17 protein-coding genes are annotated in these 18,146 nt (G+C 40.2%); 9 read left to right on the top strand and 8 right to left on the bottom strand.

The genetic code is table 11. From position 1 onward, the window contains the following. The first annotated feature begins 25 nt into the window (after positions 1 to 25). From recO to acpS, 3 genes are read left to right on the top strand one after another with little or no spacing between them, the layout of a single operon-like run. The gene (gene recO, locus ABD009_RS05250; protein ID WP_343823304.1) at positions 26 to 826 is read left to right on the top strand and encodes a DNA repair protein RecO; all 801 of its coding nucleotides are present in this window, start codon (positions 26 to 28) and stop codon (positions 824 to 826) included. Positions 827 to 844: 18 nt separating this feature from the next. Further along, positions 845 to 1,582, top strand: coding sequence for a pyridoxine 5'-phosphate synthase (pdxJ, locus tag ABD009_RS05245; protein WP_343823302.1), 738 nt, complete (start codon positions 845 to 847; stop codon positions 1,580 to 1,582). A gap of 4 nt (positions 1,583 to 1,586) precedes the next feature. Beyond that, positions 1,587 to 1,964 (top strand): holo-ACP synthase, encoded by a 378-nt coding sequence (acpS, locus tag ABD009_RS05240; protein ID WP_343823300.1) that lies wholly within the window; start codon positions 1,587 to 1,589, stop codon positions 1,962 to 1,964. Between the two features lie 52 nt (positions 1,965 to 2,016). Here acpS and ABD009_RS05235 read toward each other — a convergent pair whose 3' ends face one another. After that, on the bottom strand, positions 2,017 to 3,066 hold the full coding sequence (locus ABD009_RS05235; protein WP_343823298.1) for a patatin-like phospholipase family protein: 1,050 nt from the start codon (positions 3,064 to 3,066) through the stop codon (positions 2,017 to 2,019). Between the two features lie 159 nt (positions 3,067 to 3,225). Between ABD009_RS05235 and ABD009_RS05230 the strand changes: the two genes are divergently transcribed. From ABD009_RS05230 to ABD009_RS05220, 3 genes are all read left to right on the top strand, one after another. Beyond that, positions 3,226 to 5,400, top strand: coding sequence for a S46 family peptidase (locus tag ABD009_RS05230; RefSeq protein WP_343823296.1), 2,175 nt, complete (start codon positions 3,226 to 3,228; stop codon positions 5,398 to 5,400). A 150-nt stretch (positions 5,401 to 5,550) separates the two neighbouring features. After that, the gene (locus ABD009_RS05225; RefSeq protein WP_343823294.1) at positions 5,551 to 6,264 is read left to right on the top strand and encodes an ABC transporter ATP-binding protein; all 714 of its coding nucleotides are present in this window, start codon (positions 5,551 to 5,553) and stop codon (positions 6,262 to 6,264) included. A 1-nt stretch (position 6,265) separates the two neighbouring features. After that, complete coding sequence (locus ABD009_RS05220) at positions 6,266 to 7,552, top strand: ABC transporter permease (RefSeq protein ID WP_343823293.1); 1,287 nt, start codon at positions 6,266 to 6,268, stop codon at positions 7,550 to 7,552. A gap of 14 nt (positions 7,553 to 7,566) precedes the next feature. On the opposite strand, the gene recJ is transcribed toward ABD009_RS05220, so the two are convergent. The 3 genes from recJ to xerD all read right to left on the bottom strand — a co-directional run bounded on the left by recJ (position 7,567) and on the right by xerD (position 11,056). Beyond that, positions 7,567 to 9,321: a single-stranded-DNA-specific exonuclease RecJ gene (gene recJ, locus ABD009_RS05215; protein WP_343823291.1), complete on the bottom strand. Its 1,755-nt coding sequence runs from the start codon at positions 9,319 to 9,321 to the stop codon at positions 7,567 to 7,569. 7 nt (positions 9,322 to 9,328) lie between these two features. Next, complete coding sequence (dsbC, locus tag ABD009_RS05210) at positions 9,329 to 10,051, bottom strand: bifunctional protein-disulfide isomerase/oxidoreductase DsbC (RefSeq protein WP_343823289.1); 723 nt, start codon at positions 10,049 to 10,051, stop codon at positions 9,329 to 9,331. Positions 10,052 to 10,159: 108 nt separating this feature from the next. Then, on the bottom strand, positions 10,160 to 11,056 hold the full coding sequence (xerD, locus tag ABD009_RS05205; protein ID WP_343823287.1) for a site-specific tyrosine recombinase XerD: 897 nt from the start codon (positions 11,054 to 11,056) through the stop codon (positions 10,160 to 10,162). A gap of 109 nt (positions 11,057 to 11,165) precedes the next feature. On the opposite strand from xerD, the gene fldB reads away from it, so the two are divergent. Beyond that, entirely contained in the window at positions 11,166 to 11,690 is a 525-nt protein-coding gene (fldB, locus tag ABD009_RS05200) for a flavodoxin FldB (RefSeq protein ID WP_343823285.1), read from the top strand. Positions 11,691 to 11,739: 49 nt separating this feature from the next. Here the strand turns inward: fldB and ABD009_RS05195 are convergent, their stop codons facing one another. Beyond that, positions 11,740 to 13,050 (bottom strand): winged helix-turn-helix domain-containing protein, encoded by a 1,311-nt coding sequence (locus ABD009_RS05195; RefSeq protein WP_343823283.1) that lies wholly within the window; start codon positions 13,048 to 13,050, stop codon positions 11,740 to 11,742. A 224-nt stretch (positions 13,051 to 13,274) separates the two neighbouring features. Here ABD009_RS05195 and ppiC point away from each other — a divergent pair, with 224 nt between their 5' ends. Then, positions 13,275 to 13,562 (top strand): peptidylprolyl isomerase PpiC, encoded by a 288-nt coding sequence (gene ppiC, locus ABD009_RS05190; protein ID WP_155695707.1) that lies wholly within the window; start codon positions 13,275 to 13,277, stop codon positions 13,560 to 13,562. A gap of 43 nt (positions 13,563 to 13,605) precedes the next feature. Here the strand turns inward: ppiC and ABD009_RS05185 are convergent, their stop codons facing one another. The 3 genes from ABD009_RS05185 to ABD009_RS05175 all read right to left on the bottom strand — a co-directional run bounded on the left by ABD009_RS05185 (position 13,606) and on the right by ABD009_RS05175 (position 17,114). Beyond that, positions 13,606 to 14,019, bottom strand: coding sequence for a group I truncated hemoglobin (locus tag ABD009_RS05185; RefSeq protein WP_343823280.1), 414 nt, complete (start codon positions 14,017 to 14,019; stop codon positions 13,606 to 13,608). 1 nt (position 14,020) lies between these two features. Beyond that, positions 14,021 to 15,010, bottom strand: coding sequence for a DUF3034 family protein (locus ABD009_RS05180; protein WP_343823278.1), 990 nt, complete (start codon positions 15,008 to 15,010; stop codon positions 14,021 to 14,023). A 205-nt stretch (positions 15,011 to 15,215) separates the two neighbouring features. Beyond that, entirely contained in the window at positions 15,216 to 17,114 is a 1,899-nt protein-coding gene (locus ABD009_RS05175) for an endonuclease (RefSeq protein WP_343823276.1), read from the bottom strand. 688 nt (positions 17,115 to 17,802) lie between these two features. Here ABD009_RS05175 and ABD009_RS05170 point away from each other — a divergent pair. Beyond that, positions 17,803 to 18,060, top strand: coding sequence for a DUF3081 family protein (locus ABD009_RS05170; protein WP_155695702.1), 258 nt, complete (start codon positions 17,803 to 17,805; stop codon positions 18,058 to 18,060). Positions 18,061 to 18,146 lie beyond the last annotated feature (86 nt).

Genomic DNA, 18,146 nt, shown 5'->3' with positions numbered 1-18,146 from the left:
TATCTATGAAGAGCAGGTTTAAGTAATGGCAAAGGAACTGGACTACTTACCTGCTTTTATACTTCACACTCGGCCTTTTAAAGAAAACCAATTGTTAATGGAAATGCTCGTGGCCGGTGAAGGTCGTGTTTCTGTTATTGGATACAAAGGCAGTAAAAAAAACACAGCAAAAACCGCGCTAATGCAGCCATTTCGTGCATTGGTTGTCCAAGTTAAAAAATCTGCAGGCTTAAGAACGTTAAAGTCTGTTGAACAAAACCAGCTCCTATCAAAACAACTCTCAGCATTAAAAAGCAAAAGTCTCTTTTGTGGTTTTTATCTCAACGAGCTTATTTACAGGTTATGTTCTGCTGATGCTGAATATGAAACGCTTTATCCGTTATACGTATACTCGTTAAAAAACCTTTCAGACTTGGCTGTTATCGATGAGTCAGACCTTGATGTTACGCACCACGGACTCTATTTAGAATGGATACTAAGGCAGTTTGAATTTAGCTTATTACAAATGTTAGGTTACGGTGTTAGTTTTGAAAGCGAATTGAGCATGCAACAACCTATTGTTGAATCTCTTCATTATCAACTACATGTTGACCAAGGTTTTATGATTGATGCCGCTAAACCTAGCTCTATATCGGGCAAAGACATCTTGGCAATCAACAAACATTTGAATATAAAACTGTCAAAAGCGGACTTTATTCAACTAGACGCAGGTCGACTGCAAGAATTAAAAGCAGAGCTTAAAATCGCAAAGCATATTCTGCGCGTATGTTTACATAGGCATTTGGGCGACAAACCGTTAAAATCCCGAGAATTATTTAGAAAATAGCAGACTATTGGAGCAACCATGAGTGAAATTCATTTAGGCGTAAATATCGACCACATCGCAACATTGCGAAACGCCCGTGGAACCAGCTATCCAGATCCTGTTCATGCAGCTGCAGTTGCAGAACATGCAGGTGCCAGTGGCATCACTATCCACCTTCGTGAAGATCGCAGACACATAAAAGACCGCGACGTTTATACTTTAGCAAATACGTTACAAACGCGAATGAACCTAGAGATGGCCGTAACGGAAGAAATGATCAATATTGCTTCTGAAGTAAAGCCTCCTTTTGTTTGTTTAGTGCCTGAAAAACGTGAAGAGCTAACAACGGAAGGCGGTTTAGACGTTAAAGGTCAGTTTGAAAAAGTAAAAGATGCCTGTGACCGATTAGCCGCGATAGGCTCAAAAGTATCGTTATTTATTGATGCTGATAAAGAGCAAATTCAAGCAGCCGTAGATTGTGGTGCGCCGTTTATCGAAATTCATACTGGCCATTATGCCGATGCAGGATCAGAAGCAGAACAGCTTGCTGAGCTATCTCGAATAGAGGCGGGGGTTAAGTTTGCTGCGAGCCTAGGTTTAGTGGTAAACGCAGGGCACGGGCTCCACTACCACAATGTAAAACCTATAGCGGCCATTAAAGAAATTTATGAGCTGAACATTGGTCATGCCATTATTGCTCGTGCCTCAATTGAAGGTTTAGACAAAGCCGTTCGAGACATGAAAACGTTAATGAACGAAGCTAGGCAGGGGATTTAAGAAAGTGTCGGTATTAGGTTTAGGCACGGATATTGTTGAAATTGTTCGAGTAAGCAATGCTTTGCTTAAGTCTAATCGATTAGCTGAAAGGGTATTGACGGAAGGTGAGTTGGCCGTGTTTTTAGAACATAACCAACCAGACCGGTTTTTGGCCAAACGCTGGGCTGCCAAAGAGGCGGCTGCTAAAGCACTAGGCACAGGCATTGGTCGCGGTATCTCCTTCCATCACTTTCATATTAGTAACGATGACCTTGGTGCACCGCATATGCAATTGCTTGGCAGTGCGTTAGAGCATGCTGAAGCAAAAGGTGTTAAGTCTGTATTGGTGTCTATAAGTGATGAGCAACACTATGCACTCTCAACGGTTGTATTGAGCGCATAGTCTTTTATTAAATTGCTATTTGTTTGATTTGTACTTTTTTGGTTTGGAGTTCTTAGAAAGGTAAATCTTTGATAATCGCCTTTGTAGGGTGGTTAACTGCTTCTTGAAAGCTTTCAGCAAGCTTTTCTGTTTCCTCAAAAACCTTATGCCAATAACGAATTCGCGTTGACGTATCAAGCTTTTCAAAATCTGTTCTATCTGGGATCTTATTAAAAGGCAAGTTGTGTATAAACTCATCAGAAGGCACTAGCATAACAGTAGAGTCATAATTATGAGCGTTTGCCGTACGCTTTAGGTTTTTATCAAACCAACCCGCTTTAGGTTTTGAATTAAAGTGCGGATAGAGCGTTAAACCCTCAGACTCTACTTTAAAATCAAAATGGTAATCAATAATACCGCCATCACGATACATTCCCAGTGGTGCTCCAGGAATATCTTTAATACCGAGCATCACCATAGGAATTGCGCCGCTGGCTAATAAGGCTTGATGAAAGTTTTGCTCATCTAGACTTACATACTCGGTAGAGAATACCGATGCTTCTTGATATTTTAACGGCGCGTTAGCGGTTGAGAATACCACTCGTTGATATTGCTGAGTTAGTCGCTGACGACCTAGCGCGTTATTAAATAAGCTTTTCGTTAACCCTGCACCTTGGTGTAATTTACTTTCTTTAGCAACCGCACCTGAACACAACGCCGTAATAAAATGAACCTTAAAGCGTTCATTGTTTAGTACTTGCTGCATATGATCATGAGGCAATATTTGCGTTAATAGTTGTTCAGCTGCTCGAGTAACACCTTGAGGTGATGCATCCAACGTAAAGTCTGTTTCTGCGTAGCGATAAGCCAGTTCAGTGATAGCACTTACAGGATCGTCTTGGGCCAAACACGATGCTCTAAAGGCTCCGGCAGATGACCCAATAAGGTCGAGCGAGGATGATTTTTCTTTAAAAAACTCACCAAATAAATACTTGTCTAAACCGTATAGACTAAACCATTTAGGACCGCCGCTAGCACCTAAAAATGTGGAGAAAAGCTCTGGGTCAAATCCCTGTTCTTGAAGTTTTTGTTTTGCGATAGGACCCGCATAGATATCAAGCACATTTATTCCTTGGTAATCAAAAAGCATATAATAACAAAAGTGTTTACATTTAGTGACAATTTGTAATCGCGAACAACGTGCAATTTATCGCATCTAGCATTATTTTAACGGCACTTATGGTAAAAAGAACTATAAAAGACGGAACTCTAAGGGAAATCAATGATTAAAAAACTTTTATCGACAGGCGTTATTGCGTCTTCAATGCTATTCGGTGCTGCGATTGCAGACGAAGGCATGTGGCAACCACACCAGTTGTCTGAAATTAAAGATAAGCTTAAAGCAGCTGGTTTAAAGCTAGACCCAGAAAAAATGGCGGACTTAAACCAGTTCCCAATGAATGCAATTGTTAGCCTAGGTGGCTGTTCAGCATCATTCTTATCTGAGCAAGGCCTAGTCATCACAAACCATCACTGTGCTTACGGCTCTATTCAGTACAATTCAACAGAAGAAAATAACCTACTTGTGAATGGTTTTGTTGCTAAGTCTATGGACAAAGAGCCACAAGCCTCTCCAAATGCGCGAGTATATGTTACTGAGTCGTTAACTAATGTAACTAGCGACATTAAAGGGTCAATACCTAAAGGTGCTGAAGGCGTTGAGTATTTTAATGCCATTGATAAGCGTGAAAAAGAATTAGTAGCAGAGTGTGAAGCGTCGCAAGACTACCGTTGTAGTGTTTACAGCTTCCATGGCGGCGCAGAATACTTCCTTATCAAGCAGTTGGCTATTCGTGACGTTCGCTTAGTTTACGCACCACCTTCAAGTATTGGTAAGTTTGGTGGCGATACTGACAACTGGATGTGGCCACGTCACACAGGTGATTGGTCTTTCTACCGCGCCTATGTAAATAAAGATGGTAAGCCAGCTGATTATTCAAAAGACAACGTGCCATTTAAGCCAAAAGCCTTCTTAAAAGTAAATGCTAACGGTGTTGAAAATGGTGACTATGTGATGGTGCTTGGTTACCCGGGACGCACAAACCGCTACCGCACAGACGTCGAAGTAGAATCTACGTTTAAAAATGTATATCCAACTTCAAAGCGTTTACGTGAAGAGTTTATCGATGTAATTAAAGAAAACTCTGAAGATGGCAGTGAAGCGCGTATTAAATACGAGAGCACCATTGCAGGGTTAGCAAACTACGCTAAAAACTATGGCTCTATGATTGAGAGCTTTAATAAAGGCGACATGTTAGAACGCAGAAAACAATTAACTGCCGATCTTACAAAGTGGATTAATGCCGACAAAAAACGCAAAGCTAAGTATGGCGATGCTGTGAATGATTTAGCAGAACTGATCATTGAGTCGTATAAAACTCAGGATGGCGACATCGTCATGGGTTATTTAGGTCGCAGCACTATGATGCAAGTGGCTAAAGGCTTATACCGTTTAGCGCATGAGAAGCAAAAACCAAACGTAGAGCGTCGCCGTGGTTTTCAAGAGCGTGACATGAAACGTTTTGGTCAATATTTGGCTGTAACAAACAAAAGCTATGACGAGACTGTAGAAAAAGCCTTATTCATGCACTTTGTTAAAGAGTATGCGCAACTGCCAGCGGGTCAGCGTAATGCCACTTTTGATGAGTTTTTTGGTATACAAAATGGCTTAGACTTAGCAAAAGTAGAAGCGCAAATTAACGCAATGTATGCAAATACTAAGTTAGGTGAAGCGGATGTACGTTTAGCATGGATGGATAAATCGGTTGCAGACTTTAGAGCAAGTGATGACCCGTTCATTCAGTTTGCTGTCTCTCAATATGAAAATGACATGTTGGAAGAAGAAAAAGGTAAAGCGTTAGGCGGAAAACTACAGCAAGCTCGTCCTGCTTACATGGAAGCTATGATTGCCTTTAAGAAAAGCAGAAACGAAGCAGTTTATGCCGATGCAAACAGTTCATTACGTATAACTTACGGCAATGTAAAAGGTTACTCGCCACAAGATGGTTTAGTAGCAACTCCATTTACTACGCTTGAAGGTATGCTTGCTAAGTACCAACCGGGCGACGATGAATTTGATTTATTTGAAAACATTCGTACAGCTATTTCAACAAAACAGTACGGACCATATAAAAAAGAATCACTAGGTTCAGTTCCGGTTAACTACCTTTCAACACTTGATATTACTGGTGGTAACTCAGGTTCAGCAACATTAAATGCTAACGGCGAGTTTGTTGGATTAGTATTTGATGGTGTTTACGAGTCAATCATTGGTGATTGGGACTATGATCCAACATATAACCGTTCAATCCATACAAGCGTTCCATTTATGCTTTGGGTAATGGAAAATGTTGATGGTGCTGATAACATTATCGATGAAATGACGATTGTTAAATAATGTCATTGTTGGAGCGACATCCATTTAATATTTGTTATTGAATGAGTCGCTTGATACACAAAAAGCAGTGCTAAATGCACTGCTTTTTTTATGCTTATTCGTTAAGATAGGTCAGTCTAAGCAGTTTAGTATTTATTGGTAGGAATAATCATGTCGGCCATTGTGTCTGTGAAAAACTTGTCCTTTTCTTATGAGTCAAAGACAAAGAAAAAGGCAGTAAGTGTTGAAAACAACATTTTGGAAATACCAGAGTTTTCAATCAATGCCGGTGAGCACGTGTTTTTGTTTGGGCCATCTGGTTCGGGTAAATCTACTTTATTGAATATCTTAACGGGTTTGCTGTTGCCTTCATCAGGACAGGTTAAAATACTTGAACAAGATTGGTCATCGCTTCAAGGAAAGGCTCGCGATGCATTCAGGGCAAATCATATAGGTTTTGTATTTCAACAGCTAAACTTAATTCCTTATTTAGACGTGCTAGATAATATTCTGCTAGGTGCAGAATTTGGACAACAAAATCGCCCTAAACATCAACTTATCGAACAAGCTAAACAATTGATGAACGACTTAAAGCTACCGGAAAGCCTCTTACTTAAGCCAGCAAGTCAACTAAGTGTTGGTCAGCAGCAAAGAGTCGCGATAGCTAGAGCCTTAATCAAAGAGCCTGAGTTACTCATTGCCGACGAACCAACTTCAGCTTTAGATGAGGCGAACCGCAATGCGTTTTTAAAAGTGTTGTTTGAGTTGGCAGAGAAAAATAACACCACATTAGTTTTTGTGAGTCACGATCAAACATTGGCAAGCCAATTCAAAAGAGTGGTCGGTATTCAATCTATAAACAAAGCATCAAAGAGTGGTGAATAGCATGTTCGTTAAATTAGCGAAGCAAAGTCTTATAAGCCGTCGAACGAGTGTGCTTTTAACCGTACTCGCCATCACTATTAGCGTTTTTGTGCTACTTTCCGTTGAGCATATTCGCCACCAAGCCAAACAAAGCTTTAACCGCACTGTTTCTGGCGTTGACTTAATTGTTGGGCCTAGAACGAGCCAAATCAATTTGTTGTTAAGCTCAGTATTTCGCATCGGTGATTCGAGTAATGCAATAAGTCAGTCAAGCGTTGAAGATTTAGCGAGCCACCCTATGGTGAGCTGGGTTGTGCCAATTGCATTAGGAGATTCGCATAAAGGCCATCGAGTTATGGCGACAACAGCGGATTATTTTCAGTACTTTAAATTTGGTGCAAAACAGCCTCTTACCTTTAAACAGGGCAAGGTTTTTAAACAACATTTTGACTTAGTATTAGGCGCTGACATCGCCCAAAAGTATGGTTATGAGTTAGGTAAAGAAATTGTACTGTCTCATGGCACTGGCGTAACTAGCTTTACTCACCACGAACAAACGCCTTTTACTGTGGTTGGCATTCTAAATAGAACCGGAACGCCAGTTGACCAAACATTGCACGTCAGCTTTGAAGGTTTGCATCACATGCATGAAGAGCCTCAAAACGAAGAGCGTGCTCACGAGGAGCATGATCACGAAGAGCATTCCCATGAGGAACATGCTCAGGAAGGCGATGAAGCAGCAGTGGAACATGACCACGATCACAAAGTGAGCGCTGTTTTTGTGGGTCTTAAAGCTAGGTTTGCTAGTTTGGTAATGCAAAAGTGGGCCAATGATTACAAAGGCGAGGCGTTAAGTGCCATTATGCCAGGCGTTGCGTTAAGTCAGCTGTGGCGAATGGTAGGTTCAGTAGAAACTGTATTACAGGTGATATCAATTTTGGTTTTAATCACCACGTTGATTGGGTTGAGCACTATGTTGTTAGCAACAATGCGCGAGCGAACTAAAGAAATCGCAATTTTAAGAGTGCTTGGCGCATCGCCAATGTTCATATTCATGCTGATTGAGCTTGAGGTGTTCGTGATTACATTTATTGGCTGTATTGCTGGAGCACTGTTGTTGTGGATTACTTTGTTGGCCGCTGAGCCATTACTTGCGTCTCAGCTAGGTTTATTTATTGATACTAACCCTATATCGGAAACTAGCCTATTAGTATTGGTTTTTGTATTGGTAGGTAGTTTAGTAATGGGATTAATACCTGCAATAAACGCCTATAGGCATTCATTGCAGGCTAATTTAACGGCGCGTTAATCAAACGTTAATTATTAGTCCGCAGGTACAATATCTCGGACTAATAATTGAAGGTTGGTATTGCCTCTAAACTCATTAATGTCGAGCTGATACACAATATGAACCTGTCTTGCCGATTGATTTGGCCACACTTCTAAGTCAGCGTTAAAGTGAATTGCATCAAACAGCTGACCAGCGGCGTTGCACAGCACAAGTTTAAGATGTTTGGCACCAACTAAACGTTGGTTTATTACTTCAAACTGTCCATCAAAGGTTGGTTCTGGAAAGCCTTGTCCCCAAGGACCCGCTAAATCAAGTTGTAGAGAAAACTCAGTATTAAAGCACTCTGCTGGCAACTCGCCGTCAGTGAGCGTAACTTGGGTAAGTACATCTTCCGACAAATGAGTGAGTAATACGCTGTCAAATGCGTCATTAAAAGCCTGGTAGTTTTGTTCTTGAATGCTAAGACCTGCAGCCATAGCGTGACCGCCAAATTTTAATATTAATCCAGGAAAGCGTGTATTTACCTCATCAAGTACGTCACGAATATGAATACCTGGGATTGAACGCGCTGAACCTTTTAGTTCTGTTACTGAAACGCCAGCATCATCGGTTTTCGTTTCGCCTTTAGCAAACGCAATTGTAGGGCGATAGTACTTTTCTTTTAAGCGTCCAGCTACAATCCCAATAACGCCCTGATGCCAATCAGGCTTATAAACTGAAATGCCATTGGGGATTTTACCATCAAGTACTTTTAGCTTGGCGACAACGCTTTCCGCTTCTAATCGCATGCCTTGTTCAATGTCTTTGCGTTCATTATTTAGATCATTAAGATCTTCTGCCATCTTAAGGGCTTGACCATAATCGTCAGTTAATAAACAGCGAATGCCAAACGACATATCATCAAGGCGACCAGCTGCATTTAGCCTTGGACCGATTACAAAGCCAAAGTCAGAAGACTTAACTTTGTGTAAATCTTTATTGCTCATTGCTAACATGGCTCGAATGCCAGGCCTGCAAAGTCCACTCTTAATTCGTGCTAAACCTTGGTGTACTAAAATGCGATTGTTTTCATCTAGCTTAACAACATCAGCAACGGTACCAAGAGCAACTAAATCTATATATTCCGCTAAATTAGGAGGTGCAATTTGGCTGTTCTCAAACCACTGTTGATCGCGAAGATAAGCTCTTAAGCCTAGCAAAAGATAAAAGGCAACACCCACACCAGCTAGGTTTTTACTTTGAAATTCACAACCAGGTTGGTTTGGATTAATAATCGCGTCGGCGTTAGGAAGTTCTCTACCGGCCAAATGGTGATCAGTGACAATTACTTTTATGCCAGCTTCTTTTACCAGAGAAACACCTGCTAAACAGCTTATGCCGTTATCAACGGTAATGATTAAGTCTGTCCCTTGCGTGATGATGTCTCTTGCTAACTCAGGACTTAAACCGTAGCCATAATCAAAGCGATTTGGCACTTTGTAACTAACATTATTAAAGCCAAGCTTTCTTAAACCAAGCATCATAAGCGCGGTGCTTGTAGCCCCGTCGGCATCAAAGTCACCAACAATCGTAATGTGTTGCTGGTGGATTAGTGCGTCGTGCAACAACGGCATGGCATCATCAATCCCTTTTAAAGAGCTAACAGGCAGAAGCTCGCCTGCTTTTCTCTTTATTTGTTCAGGTGAAGTAATACCGCGACCGGCGTAGATGTTTTGAATAATAGGATGGAGATTCGTATTCGAAAATGGCGTGCTGTTCAAAACACGCCTTTTTATATTTAATTGCATATAAAGATTAACGACTTAAGTCTTGAAGCAAAGCTTGTGGTGGTTTGTAACCAGGGATCATTGAGCCATCTTCAAACACAATTGCTGGTGTACCAGTAACGCCAGCGGCTTGACCTAAATTATAGTGCGCTAAGATTGGCGCGTCACAGCTTTCAGCATTTACTCGATTACCACTTTTAGCCGTCGTCATTGCTTTTTGTTGATCCGCAGAGCACCAAACCGCTTTAATATCGCTAAAACCTTGGCTATTTGCGCCAGAGCGTGGGAAAGCTAGATATTGAACCGTAATGCCTAAGTCATTGTATTCATCAATTTGAGAATGCATCTTTTTACAATAGCCACAGGTTGTATCTGTGAATACGGTAATTTTGTATTTTTCATTTTCAGCAGGAAAAACAATCATCGAATCTTTGAATTCTTTAACACCATCAATTCTAATATTTGCTAATGCTTTTTCAGTCATATTAACCATACCAGCGTCAATATCGAACATACGACCAGCTATAAAGTATTTACCGTCTTCTGAGGTATAAAACAGGCCACGATTAGTTTGCACTTGTAGCAAACCCGGTAATGGGCTTGGTTCCACTTTAATCGCGGTTAATCCAATACGTAAAAGCTTAGCTTTGATAGCCGAATTTAAATCTGGTTCAGCTGCTGGGCTGCTAAAAGTTGTGACAATTAAGACAAGTGCAGTGATTAAAACTGCGGAAATTTTCATTATTTTCATATTCATTCCTGTTGATTACTACACTAACAAGACCGCATGGCACTAATAAAAGTTTCCTACTACAGCCGATAATTTTGTATGTTCACCGTATATTAAAGGAGAATGCAATTATCCTCTAGGGTGATGTTGTTCATGTAATGACTTTAACCGCTCTTTTGCCACGTGAGTATATATTTGTGTGGTAGATAAATCACTATGTCCTAACAACATTTGTACAACTCGTAAATCTGCTCCATGGTTAAGCAAGTGCGTTGCAAAAGCGTGTCGTAATGTATGTGGGGACAAATGAGCAGTAATTCCACTCACAACGGCATAATGTTTAATACGATGCCAAAACGTTTGGCGTGTCATCTCTGTGCCTCGTTTAGAGGGAAATAATACGTCTGATTCACCTTTTAGCAGCATTTGACGTTCTGACTTTACATAATCAAAAATTAATTCTGACGCAACTTCGCCCATAGGAATAAGCCGTTCTTTGTTTCCTTTACCTGTGACGCGGATTAGGTTTTGCTGCAAACTTATATTACTTAAGCGAAGACTTACTAACTCGGTAACCCTTAATCCGGTAGCATATAAAAGCTCCAGCATCACTCGGTCGCGAACCTCAATAGGATCGTCCAGGTTTTGGCAGTTTAATAAAGACTCTACTTGTTGCTCAGACAATACTTTTGGTAGTGAAGCTTCAATTTTAGGCGCTTGAGTTAGTGCAGTTGGATTGCTTGTTCTAACTTGTTCTTTTACCAAATATTTAAAAAAACGTTTAATGGCACTTAGCGCTCGAGCATTGGTGCGATGTTTATAGCCATGTTCGACTCTAAACGCTAAAAAGCTCTCAATATCGAGGTCGCTACAGTCTATGACATTAGTACTAATGGACGTTAAAAAAGTAGAGAAATGGTTTAGATCGGTTTTATAAGCAGATAACGTATTGTCACTGAGGCCTTTTTCAAGCCATAGATGATCTAAGAATTGGTGAAATAAGTCTAGGTTCGTACTTTTTGTCATTTAATTATTTATATCTAGTTGGCTACTCTTCTTTCATTCTATGCAGTTTGATAGACTTCGGAGCCTCAAATTTAGCCCAATAGTGTCACCTTACCGAATAGGAGCGTCAATGAAAATCGGTTTATTTTATGGTTCAACAACCTGCTATACAGAAATGGCCGCTGAAAAAATTCAAACACAGTTAAATACGCTGTTTGATGCCCCCATTGTTGAAATGTTTAATCTAAAAGATGTACCTGTTGAAAATATGATGGACTTCGATTGGTTAATTTTGGGTATATCCACTTGGGATTTTGGTGAGCTTCAAGAAGACTGGGAAGGTCATTGGGATGATGTTGAAAAGTTAGACTTGAGTAATAAGACCGTGAGTATTTTTGGTTTGGGCGATCAAGTTGGTTATGCCGAGTGGTTCCAAGATGCTGTTGGTATGCTCCACGACGTCGTTGTTGCTTGCGGTGCTAACCCAATTGGCTATTGGCCAAACTCAGAAGAGTATGACTTTATTGCCTCTAAAGCACTAACGGAAGACAAGACACATTTTGTTGGTTTGGCGCTAGATGATGAAGGGCAATACGAATTGTCAGAGCAACGAATTGCAAGTTGGTGTGAGCAATTATTGTCTGAGATTTCTTAGTTAGAAACAGGACACAGGCTACGAGAAACAAGAAATAAGAAATCAGAGTTTAAAGTGAAGGATTAAGCTCTTTTTTTAGCTTTGCTAAGTTGGTTGGGCGAATTGCTTTTTCGGTAATGTCGATGAGTTCGAGGCTAGCCCCATTGGAAACAATTAACTTTTTGTTATTTAGCCATTCTAAAGAAAGTAAACGGGTGTTTGTGGTTAGTACATGAAAAGATTCACCTTCAGTTAAATCACGCACTAAAATAGACGTTCTGTTACTGTCAATCGCTCTTAAAATAGCAAGCTGATTGGTTTGCTGATTAATAGAAAAGCTGTAGTCGCCTTTCCCTTCTGTTACATCTGGAGATACTTTTGTCGTTTGGCTGTTGTGAATATTTAGGATGTAAATTTTATGAGTATTCGTCTCGCTATCTAAATAAGAATAAACCAATTCTTGCTCGTTTAAATAACCAAGTTTTAACTCCGAATGCCAAGCCCCGCAGTTTGATTCGTCGTGCAATTTAGGCAAAGCCTCAAAAGCTTCAGTCGATAAATTGATCACATGAATAAAACACTTATTATTAACCTGCCTAAAAAAGGCGACTTCAGTTCCTGAAGGTGAAAATGCAGGTGCCGCAATAGGGGCCGTCTCTGATTTAAAAATTATGCGCTTATTCGCAGAAAATGTGTCTTTTAGCCATAGTGCATAACCTGACTTTTCTATGTGTATATAGGCCAAGCTTAAACCATCAGAAGAGAGCGCCACGCTATTATTTTGATTTATGTCTTGCTCTATTAAACTCCATTGATTGCCATCTTTCTCAAAGTTTTCAGTGTTTTGTGAGATGTAGCTTCTCGCGACAAAAAAGGTAATTACAATAAGCGTAAAACTAACCACTAACATTTGTTGAAAACTGAATGTTCGAGCGCTATTCAACATGCTGTTCATCCAGCTATGTTCTTCGCCTTTTATTTCATTATTGTGATTTTTATCATAGGAACTGGAGTGGCTAGAAGCTTGAATAGGTGCTGGTTCTTTACCAATGCATTGTATAGTAAATTCACCTATGAACTGATAGCCAGCTTTAGGGATGGTTCGAATATACTTACCTTTCACTCCAGCTTTTGCTTCAAGTAACTTTCTTAATTTTGATACATAAGCGGTAATAGTGCCGTCAGCTCTGGCATTTTCTATTCCGTATAGCTCGTTATAAATCTCTTCTCGTGAGGTAACTTGGTTATGGTTATCCATCAAAAACTGCAGCAATGTTGATGTTTTAGGATCGATCATTTCCTCAACATTCGTTGCCAAGTGCTTCAACGTTAAAGTAGCTGGTGTAAAGGTCCAGTCTTCAGTTACGTAAAGTTTATTCAATGATATTTCTCACAAAGTTACCGTTACCATATTGTAGACTACGAATAGGGTGCATTTCTTTCAGCCATTTCCCCAGAAATTTAGTTATGTATTGAATACCAAACTAACGTACCTTTCATGGGTAATACTGCCTGTGTTTTTTTTATTTGTCATGTGGCAAATCTTAGTATTTTTGGGAAAGTTCCTTTATCCTTGCTGTATTATTTCATTATTGGATTTTTATCATGGCAAAAAAGACAGCATCTGCTTACCACATACTAGTAAAAACGGAAAAAGAAGCTTCAGCAATAAAAGAGAAGCTTAAAAAAGGCGCTAACTTCCAACAGCTCGCAAAGCAACACTCAACGTGCCCAAGCCGAAAAAAAGGCGGCGACTTAGGTGAATTTTCACAGGGTGATATGGTTAAGGCCTTTGATGATGTCGTTTTTAAAAAGCCGATTCTTGAAGTCCACGGCCCGGTAAAAACAAAGTTTGGTTTTCATCTCATTAAAACGGTCTACCGTAGCTCTTAATTAACCTTTGTATTTCATTTTTAGTTAAAAGTTTTTAAAGACTCTAACGGTAGACAACTTTAGATTTTAGAGGCGCCAACGTTGCAATAATTCTATTTTCCTGTTGCGGCGTTAACCCAATATCTCTCATTGCGCCTTGAACATATTCAACCAAGATAAAAAACTCCTTGTCTGAAATATTATGTCCTTGGTGCGAGGTTTCCATTTTTTCGCCATCGTATTTGCACGGCCCACCAATGAGCTCACAAACCTGGTTTGTCAGGTGCATTCTAAGGTGTCTTTTAGGGACGTTTTTAAAGTAATGGCCAATAGTTGGGTCGTTGTAAATTCGACTAACCGCTAAGCCAAATACATTCGACAGTGTCTCTTTGCCGCCAATTTCCTCATAAAGTGAGTCCTGTGTCGTGCTACACGCAGAAAGGAGTAGGGCGACAATAAAAATAATTGAATTTTTCATATTATAAATTCGCTGTAATGCTCAAGTAGAAGCCTGAAGAGTCAGGCTGAAAAGGTAAATTTCCAAGATCAACAATTGCTGCAGTAATTGACCATTCCTTTGACGGTAAGTATGTGATGAAAAAGTCAGTAACATTGTCTGTTTTTGCCAATCCGCCAAGTCGGTCAGTTTGTTGTCTATATTCGGCGCCTATGATGGTATTAGTACCGGAGAACATAGCAATACTTGCAGCCCACTCTAAGTCGTAACTATCGTCTGTCTGGGAGCCAAATCCAAGTAATCCAAAAGTATTTGCTTTGGTATAACGAGCGGTCGCATTAAAAAGTAAATTATTGCCTTTTAATGCACCCAACCAAACCTTAGTTGCACTGACATAAAAATCGGTTCCGCTACTATCTTTTGCGCCTAACAATGCAGGAACGCCAGTTTTAGGAATCGGCACGGAACCGTCGTGCAATGCTAATGACTGGTTAAAGTCGTGATTTTTTTTGTACTGAATACCAATGGCTATTTGCGGTAAATACGGACTTTCTGAAAAAATGGCATCGCCATAAAGGTTATATTTTAAACCTACAATACTTTGCTCTATTTGAGTACTAGGCGCGACTAAAGCGGGGGTTGGTGCACCTGTAAGCAAATTAAATACATTGCTTACTACTCCAGAGGAAACATCAAGAGATTGTTTTTGCAAACTAAACTCAAAAGTGTCGTATGCGCCGACGGCAAAACCATAAGAATTAAGTTTGTATTCTCCAGCTGATAAGTTTTGAATGTTGGCAGTGGCTGCAATTTCTTCTTTAGAAGCATAACCGGCAATTAGAGCCCAAGGGCTTATGCCGCCGCCAGCAGAACCTTCAAAACTAGTAATGCCACCGGTACCCAATAATTTACTGCCGGTATCGGCTTGGCTTGGTGCCACTACAATTAGTACACCTAAGGTAACTTTTACAAAGCTCTTTAAAATGGAAGAGGGTGTTAAGTTGTATAGCATAAGAGCAAATAACCTTTGTTTGAATCACGACAAGAACACAATACGTTAATCCCATTCTGTTGCAACTACGGGGAGTAAAAAAGCCCACTGAGATAAACAGCGGGCTTGGTAAGTTTAGTCTAAAAAGACAAAGATTTAGCTATGTTCACAACCTCCAATGCAAAGGTTGCAATTAGAGTTGCTAATTAGAGCTTGTTAAATTGATTTAGTTAATGCTTTGCCCTGCATTAAGTGAACCTTTGCTAGCGTTTGTTGGTGCATTCCAATAAAAGTCACTGTACTGTTCGCCGCTACCTTTAAGCTGCACTGCTTTAGTACTTGATGCACTAGACGATTCCGAAACACCAATGTCATTTGATTTAGTACCGGCAGCTGCGCCATTGGTAGCAGTAATTACGCCTTCATAACTAATAAACTGTACTACTTCACCACTATCATTAACGAGTACTAAGCCGTCAGGCCCATTTTGCAATCCAGACGCGTTAAAGCCTAATGCGCCAAAACCAGCTGTTTCGTTATCAATAGTTCCTGAAAGACTAATTGTTTTATAAACCTGACCATTGCTGCCGTTAACTGCTTCAATGCTCCAGCCGGTTAGGTTGGTTCCAGCAGCACCTGCTATTTCAATAAACTCATTTCTATCTGAGCCACTATTGTCATAATGAAACTCGTTTATCCATGGCGTAGTGCCACCAAAGCTTTGTTCGGAATTGATAGAACCAGAGGTATTTGCCATAACAGCAGCCCAAGTAAACTCACTATAGTTTGTGCCAGTACCCGTTAACTGTAATGAATAACCTATTGGCGTTGACGTAGTTTCACTAACACCTATATCTGTAGAACTTACTCCAGTAGCTGGACCATTTGTAGCGGTAAAGCTACCTTCGTAGCTTAAAAACTGAATGACTTGACCATTATTATCTACAAGCGCTAAGCCGTCTGAACCGCCGTTTTGTAAGCCGCTAATACTAAATGATTTAGTACCAAGGTTGTTTGCTTGGTTTGGAATTGAGCCAGACAAATTTTTAGTGATATAAGCGCTGCCGTTGCTACCGTTATAAGCCACAATTGACCAACCTGATAGGCTTATGCCCGCAGCACCTGCTATTTCAACAAACTCATTTAAGTCAGAGCCGCTGTTGTCATAATGGAATTCGTTTATCCAAATAGAGCTATTTCCTACAGGAGGGTTTGTACCGCCGCCAGTGCCACCACCAATTCCATTACATATGTTTTCAAATACACAGGTAACATATTCTGGGTGGTCAACAAACGGGTTTCGGTTACCTTGAAAGCTAAAAACGGTATCGTTATGACGTTGTTCAAACGCGTCAACGGGATCGTCATTATGCCACTGCAGCAGAACCGACTTTAAGCCCATGTAGGCAACGCTTAAATTCACACCTTGGCTTGAGCTTCCAATCAATGTGCGGTCATCGGTCAGAATTAAATCTGGCTCAGATACACCGGTTACGCCATGAGTGCCACCTTCGTACCTAACAGCCAAATACATTAGTGCGCGAGCTACATCTCCTTTACGACTTGACCAAGTCTGCCAAGAACCGGTATTGCCTGAGCCTTTAGTCCAGTTCGATTCAGAAGAGGCTCCACCACGACCATTATTTACTAACGTTGTTTTTTCACTGCAGGCTGAGTCGCAGTTAGCGTATGGTTTATTGCTGCGACTCGAGTTGTAGCTGCTGTCGGCAATAAATAAATGGTGGGCGTCGGTATAGGCGTAGTTAGTGCTGCCATCTTTTGGAAAACCGTAAGACTTTGGCCAGCTATGCTCTCTGTTATAAAAAGAGTTTCCGCCACCGGCCTTTGGGTAGCTTGCATTTTTATAGATGTCGATAACGTTGTTGCTATTGCTAGGATCTTGATCTGCAGCTTCCAAAATATCCCACGTATCAGTTGCAGAGGACGTATATGGAAACCTTTGGTGGTCATCAATGATGTTGTGCAAAGACGTGCGCAATGAGGTAGCACTTACGCCATTCACAGTGTCGTAATAACCATTTGGAACTTCAGCCAATGCTGCACTTGAGACCACTAATGAAGTAACCAGAATGGTTAGCTTGTTGTTAATTTTTTTAAAAAACATAATTTTATTCTTTTAATTTTTAGGTAAAAAAAAGAGCCAATATGCAATGCATGTTGGCTCTTGATGTTTTCACTCGTTTTTTCAAAACAGGCTCTACATTAAAATTAGGAAAATCAAAATAAGGTAGAGGGATTGAGATTGAGAACGGTGAAATGATGTTTGATAAATTGAAACTTTGATAACAGCTGAGCTTGAGATAACTCAACTTATTAGGGCCCGCTTTCCGTGTGCAAAAGCGACTTGGGCCTTTTAAATTATTGAAGGTGACCAGAGAGGTCCTTAAAGCATAAATTGGGCGGCCGGGAACAGGTTTCCATCGCAAAGTAGCAATGTTGCCGTCTTTTACGTTTCCGCTTTCAAATTGTTTGAAATTTATGGGGATAAGTTTCACAACAACACGCCGTTTTTATTCTTATTAAAAGGTCGGAACGTATTCTTACTCAGAATGAGGGTGAAAACAATTATCTAATTATTAATGATAAATGAAAAAATATTCTAATTTGTTACGATTTTGGTACAGGCACAGGCACAGGTGGAGGTTAAGCTAATTATGACAAACATAAATAGGTTGAGTTGACGTCTTCTAGCCTCACTCATAATTGCAAAGTGAACACATTGTGCTGGTCTGCAGTACTGTATTATGTAATGTTATTAGCTGTATTTTTATAAATTAAGGCGAGGGTAAGCCATGAAAAATGATCTAGACCTACATATGCTTTTAAGAGTGTTTGATAAAATTAGAACAAAAGGCGAACAAATAGAACAGGGCCATCAGTTAGAAGGCGTGAAAGCGGTGTCAGACTTTGATGGCTATACGGTTGTTCTTAGCGATGTACAGTGTAACTTAACCTTATTTTTCCATAACAAATACGAGTTTGACTATCCTTCTGGCACAGCAAGAGAGCAGTTCGAAAATAGAATTTTATATATCGACAAACACTTTTAGTAGGTGTTTTATACATTCGTATTCATGCTGAGTCCTTATACAACTATGTAAGTATGTCCACAAACGCATTAAAGGATTAAAACAGC

The organism is Psychrosphaera haliotis, from assembly GCF_039523615.1.
GTDB lineage: Bacteria > Pseudomonadota > Gammaproteobacteria > Enterobacterales > Alteromonadaceae > Psychrosphaera > Psychrosphaera haliotis.
Note: the sequence above shows the minus strand (reverse complement) of the source record. Positions and strands in the feature narration are given on the sequence as shown.

What these genes read in the sequence shown, in the direction of transcription:
- ABD009_RS05175 (WP_343823276.1), bottom strand. Translation starts at nt 17,114, where the DNA reads ATGTTTTTTAAAAAAATTAACAACAAGCTAACCATTCTGGTTACTTCA.
- recO (WP_343823304.1), top strand. Translation starts at nt 26, where the DNA reads ATGGCAAAGGAACTGGACTACTTACCTGCTTTTATACTTCACACTCGG.
- recJ (WP_343823291.1), bottom strand. Translation starts at nt 9,321, where the DNA reads ATGCAATTAAATATAAAAAGGCGTGTTTTGAACAGCACGCCATTTTCG.
- fldB (WP_343823285.1), top strand. Translation starts at nt 11,166, where the DNA reads ATGAAAATCGGTTTATTTTATGGTTCAACAACCTGCTATACAGAAATG.
- dsbC (WP_343823289.1), bottom strand. Translation starts at nt 10,051, where the DNA reads ATGAAAATAATGAAAATTTCCGCAGTTTTAATCACTGCACTTGTCTTA.
- ABD009_RS05230 (WP_343823296.1), top strand. Translation starts at nt 3,226, where the DNA reads ATGATTAAAAAACTTTTATCGACAGGCGTTATTGCGTCTTCAATGCTA.
- ABD009_RS05185 (WP_343823280.1), bottom strand. Translation starts at nt 14,019, where the DNA reads ATGAAAAATTCAATTATTTTTATTGTCGCCCTACTCCTTTCTGCGTGT.
- ABD009_RS05170 (WP_155695702.1), top strand. Translation starts at nt 17,803, where the DNA reads ATGAAAAATGATCTAGACCTACATATGCTTTTAAGAGTGTTTGATAAA.
- pdxJ (WP_343823302.1), top strand. Translation starts at nt 845, where the DNA reads ATGAGTGAAATTCATTTAGGCGTAAATATCGACCACATCGCAACATTG.
- ABD009_RS05220 (WP_343823293.1), top strand. Translation starts at nt 6,266, where the DNA reads ATGTTCGTTAAATTAGCGAAGCAAAGTCTTATAAGCCGTCGAACGAGT.
- ppiC (WP_155695707.1), top strand. Translation starts at nt 13,275, where the DNA reads ATGGCAAAAAAGACAGCATCTGCTTACCACATACTAGTAAAAACGGAA.
- ABD009_RS05180 (WP_343823278.1), bottom strand. Translation starts at nt 15,010, where the DNA reads ATGCTATACAACTTAACACCCTCTTCCATTTTAAAGAGCTTTGTAAAA.
- ABD009_RS05225 (WP_343823294.1), top strand. Translation starts at nt 5,551, where the DNA reads ATGTCGGCCATTGTGTCTGTGAAAAACTTGTCCTTTTCTTATGAGTCA.
- xerD (WP_343823287.1), bottom strand. Translation starts at nt 11,056, where the DNA reads ATGACAAAAAGTACGAACCTAGACTTATTTCACCAATTCTTAGATCAT.